Here is a 13,976-nt window from a genome sequence, read left to right on the forward strand (position 1 = left end):
TGGTTAGGATGCCCGGTATGAAGGCTCTCGTTCTGTCGGGTGGCTCGGGCACTCGCCTGCGTCCGATAACCCACACATCGGCCAAGCAACTGGTGCCCGTCGCCAATAAGCCCGTGCTCTTCTACGGGCTCGAGGCCATCGCCGATGCCGGCATCACCGATGTCGGCATCATCGTCGGCGACACCGCCGAAGAGATCCGGGAAGCCGTCGGTGACGGCTCGAAGCTCGGCATCGACGTCACGTACATCCCCCAGGACAAGCCGCTCGGCCTGGCCCACGCCGTGCTCATCGCACGCGAATTCCTGGGTGACGACGACTTCGTGATGTACCTCGGCGACAACTTCATCGTCGGCGGCATCACCGGCCTCGTCGACGGATTCCGCACGGAACGCCCCGACGCGCAGATCCTTTTGACCCGGGTGCCCGATCCGACGTCGTTCGGTGTCGCCGAACTCGACGACAGTGGCCGGGTGACCGGGTTGGAGGAGAAGCCCGAGGAGCCGAAGAGCGATCTCGCGCTGGTGGGGGTGTATCTCTTCACTCCCGCGATTCACGAGGCGGTCCGCGAGATCGCGCCTTCCCGGCGCGGCGAACTGGAGATCACCCACGCCATCCAGTGGCTGATCGACCAGCGCAAGGACGTCCGCTCGACGACCATCTCCGGCTACTGGAAGGACACCGGGAACGTCGCCGACATGCTGGAGGTCAACCGCTCCGTCCTCGAGACGCTGGAGCGCAGCATCGAGGGCAGCGTCGACGAGTCCAGCGAGATCATCGGCCGCGTGCGCGTCGAGGCCGGCGCCGAGGTCCGCGGCTCGCGCATCGTGGGTCCCGCCGTCATCGGCCCCGGCACGGTGATCAGCGACTCGTACATCGGCCCCTTCACGTCCATCTCCGAGGAGTGCCGGATCGACGACAGCGAGGTCGAGTACTCCATCGTCCTGCGGGAGTCCTCCATCACCGGCGTACGACGGATCGAGACCTCGCTCATCGGCCGCAACGTCCAGGTCACTCCCGCGCCCCGCAATCCCGCAGCCCACCGCCTCGTCCTCGGCGACCACAGCAAAGTGCAGATCTCCTCATGACGACCCGCATCCTCGTGACCGGCGGCGCCGGTTTCATCGGCTCCCACTACGTCCGCACCCTGCTCGGCCCCTCGGGCCCGGGTGACGTGGCGATCACCGTCCTGGACAAGCTCACCTACGCGGGCAACCCGGCCAACCTGGACGAGGTGCGCGACCATCCGGGCTTCGCGTTCGTCCGGGGCGACATCTGCGACCCCGAACTGGTCGCCGAACTGATGGCGCGGCACGACCAGGTGGTGCACTTCGCCGCCGAGTCGCACGTGGACCGGTCCATCGACGGCGGCGCCGAGTTCGTCCGCACCAACGTGGTCGGCACGCACACCCTGGTCGACGCGGCACACCGCGCCGGGATCAAGGTGTTCGTGCACATCTCCACCGACGAGGTCTACGGCTCCATCGACGAGGGCTCGTGGCCGGAGACCCATCCCCTGCAGCCCAACTCGCCCTATTCGTCGGCCAAGGCGTCCAGCGACCTGATCGCGCTGTCGTACCACCGCACCCACGGCCTCGACGTGCGGGTGACCCGCTGCTCCAACAACTACGGGCACCACCACTTCCCCGAGAAGGTCATCCCGCTGTTCATCACGAACCTGCTGGACGGCAAGAAGGTCCCGCTGTACGGCGACGGCGGCAACGTCCGCGACTGGCTGCACATCGACGACCACGTCCAGGGCATCGAGCTGGTCCGCACCCGGGGCCGGGCAGGGGAGATCTACAACATCGGCGGCGGCACCGAGCTGTCCAACAAGGAGCTGACCCGGCTCCTGCTCCAGGCGTGCGGCGCCGACTGGGACAAGAGCGTCGAGTACGTCCAGGACCGCAAGGGCCACGACCGCCGCTACTCCGTGGACTGCACCAAGATCCGGACGGAACTGGGGTACGAACCCCGCAAGGACTTCACCGCCGGCCTCGCCGAGACCGTCGCCTGGTACCGGGACAACCGCGCCTGGTGGGAGCCCCTGAAGGAGCGCGCGGCGCTGTGACCTCCACCTGGCTGATCACCGGAGCCGGCGGAATGCTCGGCCGGGACCTCACCGCCCGCCTGGCGGCCGACGGCGTGCGGAGCGTGGGCCTGACCCGCGGGGACCTCGACGTCACGGACGCGGAGGCGGTGCGTCGGGCCGTGGCGGAGCACCGTCCCGGCGTCGTGGTCAACTGTGCCGCCTGGACGGCCGTCGACGACGCGGAGACCCGTGAGACCGACGCCCTGCGGATCAACGGCGACGGACCGCGGAACCTGGCAGCGGCGTGCGCCGGAACCGGCGCCCGGCTGCTCCAGGTCTCCACGGACTACGTCTTCGCGGGCGACAGCGGCTCCCCGTACGCCGAGGACGCCCCCACGGGCCCGCGAAGCGCCTACGGCCGCACCAAACTGGCGGGCGAGCAGGCGGTCCTGGCCGCACTCCCCGACGCGGGCTACGTGGTGCGCACGGCCTGGCTGTACGGCGCGGGCGGCGGCAACTTCGTCCGCACGATGATCAGACTCGAAGGCGTCAAGGACACCCTCGACGTGGTCGACGACCAGCGCGGTCAGCCCACCTGGACCGTCGATCTCGCCGACCGGCTCGTCCGGCTCGGGAACTCCGCGCTGGCCGGCGCCGCTCCGGCCGGGATCTACCACGGGACCAGCGGCGGCGAGACGACCTGGTTCGGCCTCACCCGGGAGATCTTCCGGCTGCTCGGCGCGGACCCGGAGCGGGTGCGTCCGACCAGCAGCGCCGCCTACGTCCGTCCGGCTCCCCGGCCCGCCTACAGCGTCCTGGGCCATGACCGTTGGTCCGCCGCCGGCATCGAGCCGATCCGCGACTGGCGCGAGGCGCTGCACGAGGCGTTCCCGGCACTGCTGGCGGCCGAGCGGCCGTAGGCCGAGCAGATGCGTACGAACGACGGGGCTCCTTGCCGGACGGGTCGTTGTCGTGCCGGGACGGCTGAGAGTCGCTGTCAGTCGTTGCGGGAGCTGGAGCTGGAGCCGGAACCGGAGGCGTCGGGGGCCGTGTGGCCGGCGCGGCGGCGGTACTCGGCGTTGAGGCGCTGCGCCTCCTCGAGCTGGTCCTCGAGGATGACGATGCGGCAGGCGGCCTCGATCGGGGTGCCCCGGTCGACGAGCTCGCGAGCCCGGGCCGCGACGCGCAGCTGGTAGCGGGAGTACCGGCGGTGCCCACCCTCCGATCGCAGCGGAGTGATCAGACGGGCTTCGCCGATGGCCCGGAGGAACGCGGGGGTGGTCCCGAGCATCTCGGCGGCCCGGCCCATCGTGTAGGCGGGGTAGTCATCGTCGTCCAGACGATCACTGAGGGGTCTGTCTGCCGTCATGTCACCTCGATGTACGAACGCGTCGAGGGGCCCTGGTGCCGTACGGCACCAGGGCCCCGAAGGAAATTGAACACCATCTGTCGGCCCTTATGCGGTGCCGACCTTCTCTGTCCGCTACCGGCCCTGAACAGGGGGGAGCGGGGATCGCGGCTGCGTGACCGGGGACCACCTTCCAATCCGGGGTCTTGCGGTACCCGGCCGCTGTACCTCCGGCCGGGCGATCCCGATGGCGTCTACTCCTCCGTTCTTCCTCTGTACCTACTACTTCTTACCTACTGCTTCCGTCCGTTCCCGGCTCGTCGTGTCCGCCGGGCTCGTCAGACCTTGACTACGAGGAAGAGACTAACCGAGCGAGTAGCGAAAGTCTACTCTCGCCAGAGTAGATTTTTGGGCACACGAGAGCGCGGGTTTCTGTCCTGGTCACAGACAAGGGTCAGGTGTCGTCGGATCCGCTGAACCGACTCCCCGCCGCGCCAGGGGCCCGGACAGCGGTGAGGGCCCTGCCGACGCGCGTCGGCAGGGCCCTCACCGGGCTCGCAGCGGCGGTTTCCCGCCTTGGCTCAGATGTCCTGGGGCGCGTGGTCCGCCGGTCCGGGCGAGCCGAGCAGGGCCGACGCCGTCTCGAGCGGCGTGAGGTCGTGTGCCGGCGCGGCCCCGGGGATGTGGCAGGTGAATCCGAGGCGCGTCAAAGCCCGGACGACCTCGCCGGCGGTGAAGTCACGACGGTCCTGCCGGGTGATGACCTGGCCCACCTGCTTGACGGAGTAGCGGCGACGGCCGATGGCCACGGACTCGGCCGTGACGGGTTCCGGCGTGACACCCTTCATCAGGGCCAGCACGCCGTTCCTGGTCAGGTCGAACGGATAGCGGGCGATGACACAGCGCATGGTGCTCCTGCGGGGAGAAGGGGACGGGGTGGCCCGGGAGGGCGGGGAGGGCGGTTCAGCGGGCGGAGACGAGCACGTCCCGCAGACGCAACCGATCCGTGTACGAGGGACTGCCACGGTGTGCGGCGAGTTCGGCCCGGGTCACCGAGCCGGTGCACTGGTCGTCCTCGTCGCACAGGAGCAGACGCTCCACACGGGCACCGTCCATGACGGACAGAGCGACCTCGACCGTCATGTCGCCCCGGACCCGAGGGCCGGATGCGTCCTCCTCGTGAGCCGAGGCCGGGACGCTGGGGGCCGTCTGCGGCCGCGGTGTCAGGACAGTGGTCAAAGGTGCCTCCTGGCTGGGGACGAGTGGAGAGCGGTCAGCCGCAGCCGGCGGGACCGCGAGGCCGGGGGCCGGGCCGCCGGGACGACGTCGAGGCCCACCTCGTGGATCGCCGGGACGATGCCCGAGGGGACGACGCCCGAGCTTTAGGCCGTCCGACCGGCGGCACGCGGCGTCCCGCGCCGGCCGGCCCGTCCACTCGCACGCACCTGAGAAGCACGGTCGCCGCGACCGCGGGAGGAGGATCCACCGGACGATCCGGACCGGCGGGGGCGGGGCACTGCCGGCGCGGTGATGACGACCGGGACACCGGAGGGCGCCTGGGCGCCCGTGATCCGGCTGAGCTCCGCCTCACCGGAGCGCACCGCCGTCACCTGCGGAGTGATCGCGGCCGAGGCCATCAGCCGGTGCATGCCGCGGCGCTGGCCGGGTGTCACGAGGGTGACGACGCTGCCGGACTCGCCGGCGCGGGCGGTGCGTCCGCCACGGTGCAGGTAGTCCTTGTGGTCGACCGGCGGATCCACGTTGACGACCAGGTCGAGGTGGTCGACGTGGATGCCGCGGGCCGCCACGTTGGTGGCCACCAGGACCGTCACGTGACCCGTCTTGAACTGGGCCAGCGTCCGCGTGCGCTGCGGCTGCGACTTGCCGCCGTGCAGCGCCGCGGCGCGGACACCGCTGTGCAGCAGGTGCTCCGTCAGCCGGTCCACGGCGTGCTTGGTGTCCAGGAACATGATCACCCGGCCGTCGCGCGCCGCGATCTCCGTGGTGGTCCGGTGCTTGTCCGCCTCGTGGACGTGGAGCAGGTGGTGCTCCATCGTGGTGACGGCGCCCGCCGACGGGTCGACGGAGTGGACCACCGGGTCGGACAGGTACCGGCGCACCAGCAGATCCACGTTGCGGTCGAGGGTCGCCGAGAAGAGCATCCGCTGTCCACCGGTCCGCACCTGGTCGAGCAGCGCGGTGACCTGGGGCATGAAGCCCATGTCGGCCATCTGGTCGGCCTCGTCGAGGACGGTGACGGTGACGTCGTCCAGCAGGCAGTGCCCGCGGTCGATGAGGTCCTTGAGCCGCCCCGGCGTCGCGACGACGATCTCCGCCCCGGCCCGCAGCGCGTTCGCCTGCCGGCCGATGGACATGCCGCCGACGACGGCCGTGAGCCGCAGTCGCACCGAGCGGGCGTACGGGGTCAGCGCGTCGGTCACCTGCTGGGCCAGTTCCCGGGTCGGCACGAGGACCAGCGCGAGAGGCTTGCGCGGCTCCGCCCGCCGGCCTGCGGTGCGGGCCAGTGCCGCGAGGCCGAAGGCCAGGGTCTTGCCCGATCCGGTACGGCCGCGGCCCAGCACGTCCCGTCCGGCGAGGGAGTTCGGCAGGGTCGCGCCCTGGATGGGGAACGGCACGGTCACACCCTCGTGGCCGAGCGCGGTGAGCAAGGGAGCCGGCAGATCGAGGTCGGCGAAGGACTCGACGGCGGGCAGCGCGGGCGTGACCGTGACGGGTGGGGCGAACTCGCCCCCCGGCGCGGACTGCCGGCGTCCGTAGCCGGCGGAACGCCGCGAACCCCCGGATCGCCGGGCCTCGGAGCCCTTGGAGCCCTTGGAGCGGTCATGGGAGCGTGCGTTGGAGCGGGTCGATGTGCGGGGAGTGCGTGCGGAGTTCATGCGAAACCTTCCTCGATGTGGCACAGGGGCGCGTAGCGAGGAAATTCCGCAGCAGGACGAACGGCGCAGAGAATCTCGAGAACGAGCCGGAAAACGAAGCGCGCCGATTCGATGGATCGACGGATACGGCGGGGGCGGGCACCCCGTTCTGGGGGTGGGAGAAATTCCCGTCGTGCGCCCTGAAAATGCAGCGAGCTGGGGCCCGCACCCCAAGGTGCGGGCCCCAGCTGCCAAGTACGCGTTGCCGCGTGGGTCAGGCGGGAACGATGTTCTCCGCCGTCGGGCCCTTCTGGCCCTGCGCGATGTCGAACGTCACCTTCTGGCCTTCCAGCAGCTCACGGAAGCCCTGGGTGGCGATGTTCGAGTAGTGGGCGAAGACGTCGGCGCCGCCGCCGTCCTGCTCGATGAAGCCGAAGCCCTTTTCCGCGTTGAACCACTTCACGGTGCCAGTAGCCATGTCATTTCTCCTTCGGAGACGGTGTTCGACATCCGCCGTGTGCGGATGTCGAGTCGCCGTGTTGATCAACCGTCGGAAAATGAACCTTCTGGCAACCACACCTGCAACTGGGAACGACGTTAGCACGGCCCCTTCCGGCCTGCGGGTTCATCGTTTTCCGTTCCGATCCCCAAGAGAGGAATACTCACCGAGTGCCGCAGCTAATTCTGTCCTCTCGGCGACAGATATTGCCGGTGCGGAAGCATCGTGTTTCTGTCGGCGGGCTGCAGGTGCAACGCCCTGACCACCAATGATCAACCCTGTGCCGCTCGTGCCGATACCGATCAGCCCACCAGCAGCGCGGGCCCTCGGGCACCCTTGCAGCGATGTAGGTCACATCGACCGAATGGCCGCGTGTCCGCCGCACGGCAGCACACCCGGCCGGTCGCCCGCCGGCCGGACATTCGCCCGCCGGCCGGACATTCACCAGCCGGTCACTCGCCTGCCGTGGTCTCCCTGCGCCGCAGCACGATCAGCGTCGCCCCGCCTATGACGACCAGGCCGATGGCGGTGCCCGCGATCAGGGGCGTGAGGGCCGAACCGCCGGTCTCGGCGAGGTTGGTGTCGGCGGCCGTACCGCTGACCGTGGCCGGGGACGGTTCGCTGAGCGTCTGGGTGGTCGTACCGTCCGCGCTGCCCCGGGTCTGGCAGTCCAGCACCCCCGAGAAGCGCTTCTCCAGGCCGCCCGGCCCGTGGATCGTGAAGTCGTAGGACTGGTCCTCCTGGAGGGGGACGGTCACGGTCCGGGTCTCACCGGGGGCGATGGTGTGCTCGAGCCCGGCCAGGTCGAAGGTGAACGGCTCGTCGCCCTTGTTGGACGCGATGACGTCGAGCCCTCCCTCGGCGCAGTTCTTCGCCGCGGACAGCGCCGGGACCGGCCCCTCCTTCGCCCACGTGACCCCGGCCGTCGCCGACACCGTCGACTCGCTCGACCCGGCCAGGATCTGTGTCTGGCTGCGGCTCTCGGAGGCGAAGGCCCGGCCGACCGGGACGGTGGTCGAGGCCTGCACGGTCAGATCCGCCGTACCGGCGTCCGCCTCCTCGGGGACCTCGACGTACACCTGTCCGCCGTCGGTGGTGGCGGTGACGGGCTCGCCCTGCCGGTCGACGATGCGAACACCGCTCGTGGCCGCGTCGGCCGGCGGCGTCACCGTCGCGCTGCCGGCGTTCGTCCGCACGGTCACCGGACCGATCCTCTCGCCGGGCCGGCCGGAGACCGCCGGCGGGTCGAGGGTCAGCGAGGCCCTCGGCTCGGTCATGGCGCGGGCGCTCTTCTCCAGGTAGTCCGCGAGCTGCTCGGCCTGCGGGTCGACGGCGTCGACCTCCGCGTCGTCCGAGTAGCGCCAGATGGCCACCTGGGTGCCGGCCGCCGCGTCCTGCTCGGTCAGCGGGCCCCGCACACCGGCCTTGCGTGCCAGCGCGGCCAGGTCGTTCACCTGCGGGTAGGAGTGGTGCAGGATCCAGCGGATCTTCCCGGCGTCCCGGTTGGCGCCCAGGGACGTGCCGCTCCACGGCGTCTCGTGGTACTTGGCGTCCCGCTGCGTGGGGCTCTGCAGGTCCACGCAGTACGTCTGCAGCATGCCGCCGCCGTCCACGGACATCTCGAAGAGCCCCGCCGAGATCTCCCGGTCGCCGGTGCCGCCGCGTATGACGGCCGCTCCGAAGGTCTTGAGGCCCCCTATCGTCGCGGCGGCCCCGCCCTGTCTCTGCGTCGTCTCGTCCGCGGCGGCCCGGCCGGCGCCCGCCAGCCCGCCCGCGGTGACCATCCCGGACACCAGCGTCGCGGCGACCAGGCGGGTCCCTCGCCTGCGTGCGAACAGCTCAGAGAACGAAGCAAGCACCAAATTCCCCTTCGAGCAGGACCGGTTGTGGGGGGACGGTCCCACCAGCAGAATCAGAAGCATCTCGGGCCACACCAGCCCCGGAAGCCATGTCCGGCATCCTAGGGATGCGGCGGAGCCCGGCCGCCGGTCAGACAGTCGGACGAGTGATCCGACTCGGAATCGTTATCGCCAAAGCCCTTGCGGGCAGGGCTCATCGACGATTTCACCCGGGTCGTAGCGGGCGTAGACGCCGATAAGCCGCAGCCCGGACGGAGACGGCACGACTGACGCTAAGTCAGAGCCGGTACCTGCACGTGTTGTTGCTCCTGCGCCCCCAGCTCCGCCGTTGAACCGTCGGGTGGCGTCTCCCAGTTGGGCTCGGGCTGCGCCGGGGATGTCGGCGTGTCCGCCCTGCCGCCGCGCCGGAACGCCGAGGTCCCCCAAGCCAGGTCATGACCGATCGCCACGGCGTCGATGTCCGCCGACGTCCGGCTCTGCCCCTCGCGCACGTCGGTGCGCACCTTCAGCCGGCCCTGCACCACCACCGGCTCGCCCACGGTCAGGGACGCCGCCGTGTTGGTGGCCAGCTGCCGGTTGGCCCAGACGGTGAAGAAGTTGGTGTGCCCGTCGGTCCAGCTGTTCTTCTCGCGGTCCCAGTAGCGGGCGGTCACCGCCAGCCGGAACCGTGCCGAGGGGCCGGACGCCATCTCCCGGTACACCGGCTGCGTCGCCACCCTGCCCACCGCGCAGACCATCGTCTCGTTCATCGTGAACCCCTCCCTCGCCCGGCTCACCGCGCCGGACCGGCATGCGGTACGGGCCCGTCCCGTACGGCTGTGTCCCCCAGACTGCCGCCGTCGAGCCGGGCCCGCTGAACCCTGTGGACGCACCTGTGACCTGTGGACAAGGCCGTCATCCGAGTGAGTGAGAGCCGCCGTCGCGGCACCGCAACGCCACGTCACGCCAGGCCACGTCACGCCACGCGACGTCACGTCACGTCACGTCACGTCACCGCAGCATCACCGCCCCGCCCCCACCACCCTCCCGTACTGCTCGCGGACCTCCCGGTACCGCAGCAGCTCCGCCGCCACCGGGTCCAGCACCCGGGCCCTGCCGCACCCGGCCGCGGCCTCGCGCAACCGGCGTTCCGCATCCTGCCCGTAGCGCCGGGCCGGGCCGCGTGCGGCCATGCGGCAGCTCCACTCGATGAGCGGGCCGCCCACGATGCCGATCACCATCAGCAGGACCGGCACACCCAGGTTCGGCGCCATGACGCCGACGATCTGGCACACCAGCCACAGTCCGCCCAGGAACTGCAGGATCGTCATGCACGCCTGTGTCAGCACGGCCAGGGGCCACCACCCGGGCCGCGGCGGCCGGCCGGTCGGCACGCCCGCGCGCACCGACAGCTCGTCCAGCGCCTCGGGCAGCCCGTGCGCGCCCCGGGCGGCGGCCTCGCGCACCGCCTGGGCCCAAGGGGTGGGCAGTCCCGCGGAGGCCCGGTCGGCCACCGTCCGCACCGCCTGCTCCACCCGCTGGCGGGCGGTGGCCTCCTCGTCGGCCTGTGTGCGGGAGATCCGGCCCGTGGTGGGCTCGCCCCGGTCCTGGTACCAGCGCCACAGCCGCAGCCACGGGGTGCCGCAGGCACGGTTGGCGTTGCGCAGCCAGGCCCGTTCGGCGGCCTCGCCGGCCGCCGTGGCACCGACCGCGTCCGCGAGCCGGTCGGCGAACTCCTCCCGCGCCTGCTCGCTGAGCCCCGTGCGCCGTTGTGTGGCGTAAACGGGCCACAGGCGCGCCGCGGCGATGTCCACGTCGGCCGAGATGCGGCGCGTCGGTGCTCCGCGCTCCGAGACGAACTGGCCGAGCGCTTCGCGCAGTTCGCCGACGCCGTCGCCGGTGAGGGCGGACAGCGCGAGCACCGTGGCCCCCGGCTCTCCGTACTCGCCCAGCGCGATGCCGTCCTCGTCCAGGAGGCGCCGCAGGTCGTCGAGGACCTGCTCGGCGGCTTCCCCGGGCAGCCGGTCGACCTGGTTCAGCACCACGAACATGACTTCGGCGTGGGCGGCCATCGGCCGCAGGTACCGCTCGTGGAGGACGGCGTCGGCGTACTTCTCCGGGTCGACGACCCAGATGACGGCGTCGACCAGGGCCAGGATGCGGTCCACGTGCTCGCGGTGCTGCACGGCGGCCGAGTCGTGGTCGGGCAGGTCGATCAGTACGAGGCCGCGCAGGGGCGATTCGCCGTCCGCGGCCGGCAGTGGCCGGCGGCGCAGGCGGGGCGGGATGCCGAGCCGTTCGATGAGACTCGCGGCCCCGTCGCTCCAACTGCACGCGATGGGCGCCGCGGTGGTGGGACGGCGTACGCCCGTCTCCGAGATGGTCACCCCGGCGAGTGCGTTGAACAGCTGTGACTTGCCGCTGCCGGTGGCGCCCGCGATGGCGACGACGGTGTGCTGTCCCGACAGCCGGCGCCGCGCGGAGGCCTCGTCGAGCACCCGGCCGGCTTCGGACAGGGTGCGGCTGTCGAGACGGGTGCGGGACAGGCCCACGAGTTCGCGCAGCGCCTCCAGTCGGGCCCGCAGCGGCCCGTCGTAGACCAGTGGGGTGACGGCCGCCGGGGCGGCGGAGCGGCTGTCCGCCGTGGGGTAGCGGGTGTTCTGCGCGGTCTCGTCGACCCGGCGGGCGATCAGCCCGTCGTCCCAGGCGTCGCCCGCCGGCTCCGCGCGGCCGTCCTCCACGCGTGCGTGCCCGCCTTCCGCGGGGTCGCCCTGCGGGCCCTTGCCGGACGGCTTCCCGCCGGACTCCTTCCCCTTCGCGCCGTCCGGCCGGTCGGCGTGCTCGGTGTGGTCCTGGTCAGTGACGGCGGTCACCGGTCACCTCTCCTTCTGCAGTACGGACAGCGCGGCGATGAGTTCGGCCTGGGGCTCGGGGTGGATGTCGAGGGCGTCCAGCGGGGCGAGGCGGCGCTCGCGTTCGGCGTGCAGGACCCGGTCGACGTGCTCGCCGAGCAGCCGTCCGGCGCGGTCGCGCAGCCGCAGCGCGCCGTGGGCGCCGATCCGCTCGGCGAGTGACTCGCCGGCCGTGCGGCCCCGGCGGCCGCCCAGCAGCGAGGTCGCGACCAGGGCGGTGACCAGCTCGGGATCGGGTGCCAGGGTGCGGTCGACCTCGCGGACCTCCTCCTCGGCGAACTCCTCCAGCTCCCGCCGCCAGCGCCGTACGGCCAGTCCGATGCGGTGCTCGGCGCTCTCCGAGGCGGCGTCGGGCACGGCCAGCTCGGGGGCGGCCGAGGCGGGTTCGCGGCGCCAGGCGTCGTCGACGCGTTCCTCGGCCGCCGTGACGGCGCACAGCAGCAGCGCGCTCAGGCTCTCCACGAGGGCGTCCAGGAGTTCACCGGAGGTGCAGTCCAGCGGGAAGGCGCGCCACCGCTTGAGCGCGTCCCCGGCGAGGACCGCGCCGGACTGCAACCGGCCCCGCACGCGCGCGTGCTCGCTGTCATAGGCCGTTTCGACGGCGGAGGTGAGCCGCAGAGCGGCGGCGTACTGGGCGGCGGCGGCACCGGCCAGTTCCGGCATGCGGGACTTGAGGGAGTCCAGGACGCCGTACGCGGTACGCGTGGTGACCTGCTGCCGGGCCGCGGGGTCCTGCGCCTGGTGGATGAGCCAGTTGCGCAACTGGGCGACGGCCGAGGCGGGCAGGAGCCCGCCGCCCCAGGCGGACTCGGGCAGTTCCGGGACGGTGAAGCGGGGCAGCTCGCCGAGGCCGGCCTTGGTGAGCAGGGCGCCGTACTGCCGGGACACCTCGTTGACGACCTGGTGGGGCACGCGGTCCAGGACGGTGACCAGGGTGACGTCGTACTCCTTGGCGGTGCGCAGCATGTGCCAGGGGACGGCGTCGGCGTACCGGGCGGCGGTGGTGACCATGACCCAGATGTCGGCGGCGCAGATGAGTTCGGCGGCCAGGACACGGTTGTCGGCGACCAGGGAGTCGATGTCGGGGGCGTCCAGCAGGGCGAGTCCGGGTGGCAGCGTCTCGGCGGTCTCGACGCGCAGCACGCGCGCGGGGTTCTCGCCCGGGAGCAACAGGTCGTCGGGGGCGTCCTGCTGGGGCATCCACACGCGCGTGAGGTCGGGCAGGACTCTCATGCCGCTGAACCAGTGGTGGTCCTCCGGATGGCAGACCAGCACCGGGGTCCGTGTCGTGGGCCGCAGCACCCCGGCCTCGCTGACCCGGCGCCCCACGAGGGAGTTCACGAGCGTGGACTTGCCCGCGCCCGTGGAGCCGCCGACGACGGCCAGAAGCGGCGCTTCGGGGTCGCGCAGCCGGGGCACCAAGTAGTCGTCGAGCTGCGCGAGCAGTTCGTCGCGGTTGGCACGCGCGCGTGGGGCCCCCGCCAGGGGCAGCGGGAAGCGTGCGGCGGCGACACGGTCGCGCAGGGCGGAGAGTGCGTCGAGCAGCTGAGGCCGTACGTCCAAGGTCACCACATGTGCAGAATGCCCAATTTTAGGGGAATTCTGAAGCATATGAGCATGTCTGCGCGCCGATAGAACACAAGGGACGGAAGGGACGACTGGGACACAGGCGCACTCCAGGCATAACGAGTGCACAACACCCGATGCCGCAGACGCCAAAAGCGATGCACGATTCGTACCTGCCTGCGATTATCAGGACCGCTTCACTGAACCTCCACATCGAGCCACGGAGGCGAAGCAACAGGGACGAGGACGCGGGAGCCCTATCCTTGTCCCCGGCAACGTCACGGTTCGGCCCACACCCGGGCACCACGACAGAGGCCACCACACCCGGCCCCCGTAGCTCAGTGGATAGAGCAGGCGCCTTCTAAGCGCTTGGCCGCAGGTTCGAGTCCTGCCGGGGGCGCACGTCTCCGCCCTCCCTCCGGGAGGGCTTTTTGCTGGTCAGGCTGGGCCCCAGCGGTAGTCTGAGCGGCTCATGGGCGCGGGGCCGACGCGTCGGGCAATGGACGGGAGGCGGCGTGAAGTCGCTGAGGAAGCTCTTCGCGACGCTCCGGAACACGCACGAGGCACCGGGCGACGAGACGTTCGCGCGGGAGAGGCCGTGTGCGTGCTCGCCCGAGTGGCCGGCGCTGGAGACGACGGCGAACGGCTACGTGATGCGCGCGCTGCCGTCAGCGCACTACAGCATCATGACGAACCCCGAGATCGGGACGTTCGTCGCTCGGTGCACGGGATGTCACGCCAGGTACCCCAGCCCCTGGGTGCTGGACACGAACGAGCCGATGCCCTACGCCTGGGCGCGCGAGTCCGACGACCCGCGCTGATCCGCACCGCGCGTGCACATCGGCGTGAAAGCCGGCATCGACGGCGTCGGGCGGGGCCGCCGAGAGGGAACAAGTGGGAAAGGGGCG

At 71.4% G+C, this 13,976-nt stretch carries 13 protein-coding genes and 1 tRNA gene; 5 read left to right on the forward strand and 9 right to left on the reverse strand.

Annotated elements, in window-relative coordinates; genetic code table 11:
• Positions 1 to 17 precede the first annotated feature (17 nt).
• From ACZ6ZN_RS11375 to rfbD, 3 genes are read left to right on the forward strand one after another with little or no spacing between them, the layout of a single operon-like run.
• Positions 18 to 1,085 (forward strand): glucose-1-phosphate thymidylyltransferase, encoded by a 1,068-nt coding sequence (locus ACZ6ZN_RS11375; protein ID WP_469645168.1) that lies wholly within the window; start codon positions 18 to 20, stop codon positions 1,083 to 1,085.
• Positions 1,082 to 2,068, forward strand: coding sequence for a dTDP-glucose 4,6-dehydratase (gene rfbB, locus ACZ6ZN_RS11380; RefSeq protein WP_469645171.1), 987 nt, complete (start codon positions 1,082 to 1,084; stop codon positions 2,066 to 2,068). Before ACZ6ZN_RS11375 ends, rfbB begins: the two co-directional genes overlap by 4 nt.
• A 32-nt stretch (positions 2,069 to 2,100) precedes the next feature.
• Positions 2,101 to 2,949 carry a dTDP-4-dehydrorhamnose reductase gene (gene rfbD / locus ACZ6ZN_RS11385; protein WP_469645674.1) on the forward strand — a complete coding sequence of 283 codons (849 nt, stop codon included), beginning with the start codon at positions 2,101 to 2,103 and terminating at the stop codon, positions 2,947 to 2,949.
• 77 nt (positions 2,950 to 3,026) lie between these two features.
• Here the strand turns inward: rfbD and ACZ6ZN_RS11390 are convergent, their stop codons facing one another.
• The 9 genes from ACZ6ZN_RS11390 to ACZ6ZN_RS11430 form a co-directional block, all read right to left on the reverse strand.
• On the reverse strand, positions 3,027 to 3,398 hold the full coding sequence (locus ACZ6ZN_RS11390) for a MerR family transcriptional regulator (RefSeq protein ID WP_469645174.1): 372 nt from the start codon (positions 3,396 to 3,398) through the stop codon (positions 3,027 to 3,029).
• Positions 3,399 to 3,958: 560 nt separating this feature from the next.
• Entirely contained in the window at positions 3,959 to 4,285 is a 327-nt protein-coding gene (locus ACZ6ZN_RS11395) for an SCO5918 family protein (protein ID WP_469645177.1), read from the reverse strand.
• 55 nt (positions 4,286 to 4,340) lie between these two features.
• The gene (locus ACZ6ZN_RS11400) at positions 4,341 to 4,520 is read right to left on the reverse strand and encodes a hypothetical protein (protein ID WP_469645677.1); all 180 of its coding nucleotides are present in this window, start codon (positions 4,518 to 4,520) and stop codon (positions 4,341 to 4,343) included.
• Positions 4,521 to 4,759: 239 nt separating this feature from the next.
• Positions 4,760 to 6,274 (reverse strand): DEAD/DEAH box helicase, encoded by a 1,515-nt coding sequence (locus ACZ6ZN_RS11405; RefSeq protein ID WP_469645180.1) that lies wholly within the window; start codon positions 6,272 to 6,274, stop codon positions 4,760 to 4,762.
• 253 nt (positions 6,275 to 6,527) lie between these two features.
• Positions 6,528 to 6,731, reverse strand: a complete 204-nt coding sequence (locus tag ACZ6ZN_RS11410) for a cold-shock protein (protein WP_359325161.1) — start codon at positions 6,729 to 6,731, stop codon at positions 6,528 to 6,530.
• 473 nt (positions 6,732 to 7,204) lie between these two features.
• Positions 7,205 to 8,611: a Cys-Gln thioester bond-forming surface protein gene (locus ACZ6ZN_RS11415; RefSeq protein WP_398110265.1), complete on the reverse strand. Its 1,407-nt coding sequence runs from the start codon at positions 8,609 to 8,611 to the stop codon at positions 7,205 to 7,207.
• Positions 8,612 to 8,883: 272 nt separating this feature from the next.
• Positions 8,884 to 9,360, reverse strand: a complete 477-nt coding sequence (locus ACZ6ZN_RS11420; protein WP_469645184.1) for a single-stranded DNA-binding protein — start codon at positions 9,358 to 9,360, stop codon at positions 8,884 to 8,886.
• A gap of 252 nt (positions 9,361 to 9,612) precedes the next feature.
• Positions 9,613 to 11,463, reverse strand: a complete 1,851-nt coding sequence (locus ACZ6ZN_RS11425) for a YfjP family GTPase (protein WP_469645187.1) — start codon at positions 11,461 to 11,463, stop codon at positions 9,613 to 9,615.
• A 3-nt stretch (positions 11,464 to 11,466) separates the two neighbouring features.
• Positions 11,467 to 13,074 (reverse strand): dynamin family protein, encoded by a 1,608-nt coding sequence (locus tag ACZ6ZN_RS11430; RefSeq protein WP_451878041.1) that lies wholly within the window; start codon positions 13,072 to 13,074, stop codon positions 11,467 to 11,469.
• A gap of 321 nt (positions 13,075 to 13,395) precedes the next feature.
• Between ACZ6ZN_RS11430 and ACZ6ZN_RS11435 the strand changes: the two genes are divergently transcribed.
• Positions 13,396 to 13,468 (forward strand) — tRNA-Arg (locus tag ACZ6ZN_RS11435).
• 115 nt (positions 13,469 to 13,583) lie between these two features.
• Positions 13,584 to 13,889 (forward strand): hypothetical protein, encoded by a 306-nt coding sequence (locus tag ACZ6ZN_RS11440; protein WP_469645189.1) that lies wholly within the window; start codon positions 13,584 to 13,586, stop codon positions 13,887 to 13,889.
• Positions 13,890 to 13,976 lie beyond the last annotated feature (87 nt).

This window comes from Streptomyces sp. NPDC053665 (genome assembly GCF_055585285.1).

What these genes read in the sequence shown, in the direction of transcription:
- ACZ6ZN_RS11395 (WP_469645177.1), bottom strand. Translation starts at nt 4,285, where the DNA reads ATGCGCTGTGTCATCGCCCGCTATCCGTTCGACCTGACCAGGAACGGC.
- ACZ6ZN_RS11410 (WP_359325161.1), bottom strand. Translation starts at nt 6,731, where the DNA reads ATGGCTACTGGCACCGTGAAGTGGTTCAACGCGGAAAAGGGCTTCGGC.
- ACZ6ZN_RS11400 (WP_469645677.1), bottom strand. Translation starts at nt 4,520, where the DNA reads ATGACGGTCGAGGTCGCTCTGTCCGTCATGGACGGTGCCCGTGTGGAG.
- ACZ6ZN_RS11375 (WP_469645168.1), top strand. Translation starts at nt 18, where the DNA reads ATGAAGGCTCTCGTTCTGTCGGGTGGCTCGGGCACTCGCCTGCGTCCG.
- rfbB (WP_469645171.1), top strand. Translation starts at nt 1,082, where the DNA reads ATGACGACCCGCATCCTCGTGACCGGCGGCGCCGGTTTCATCGGCTCC.
- rfbD (WP_469645674.1), top strand. Translation starts at nt 2,101, where the DNA reads ATGCTCGGCCGGGACCTCACCGCCCGCCTGGCGGCCGACGGCGTGCGG.
- ACZ6ZN_RS11405 (WP_469645180.1), bottom strand. Translation starts at nt 6,274, where the DNA reads ATGAACTCCGCACGCACTCCCCGCACATCGACCCGCTCCAACGCACGC.
- ACZ6ZN_RS11420 (WP_469645184.1), bottom strand. Translation starts at nt 9,360, where the DNA reads ATGAACGAGACGATGGTCTGCGCGGTGGGCAGGGTGGCGACGCAGCCG.
- ACZ6ZN_RS11390 (WP_469645174.1), bottom strand. Translation starts at nt 3,398, where the DNA reads ATGACGGCAGACAGACCCCTCAGTGATCGTCTGGACGACGATGACTAC.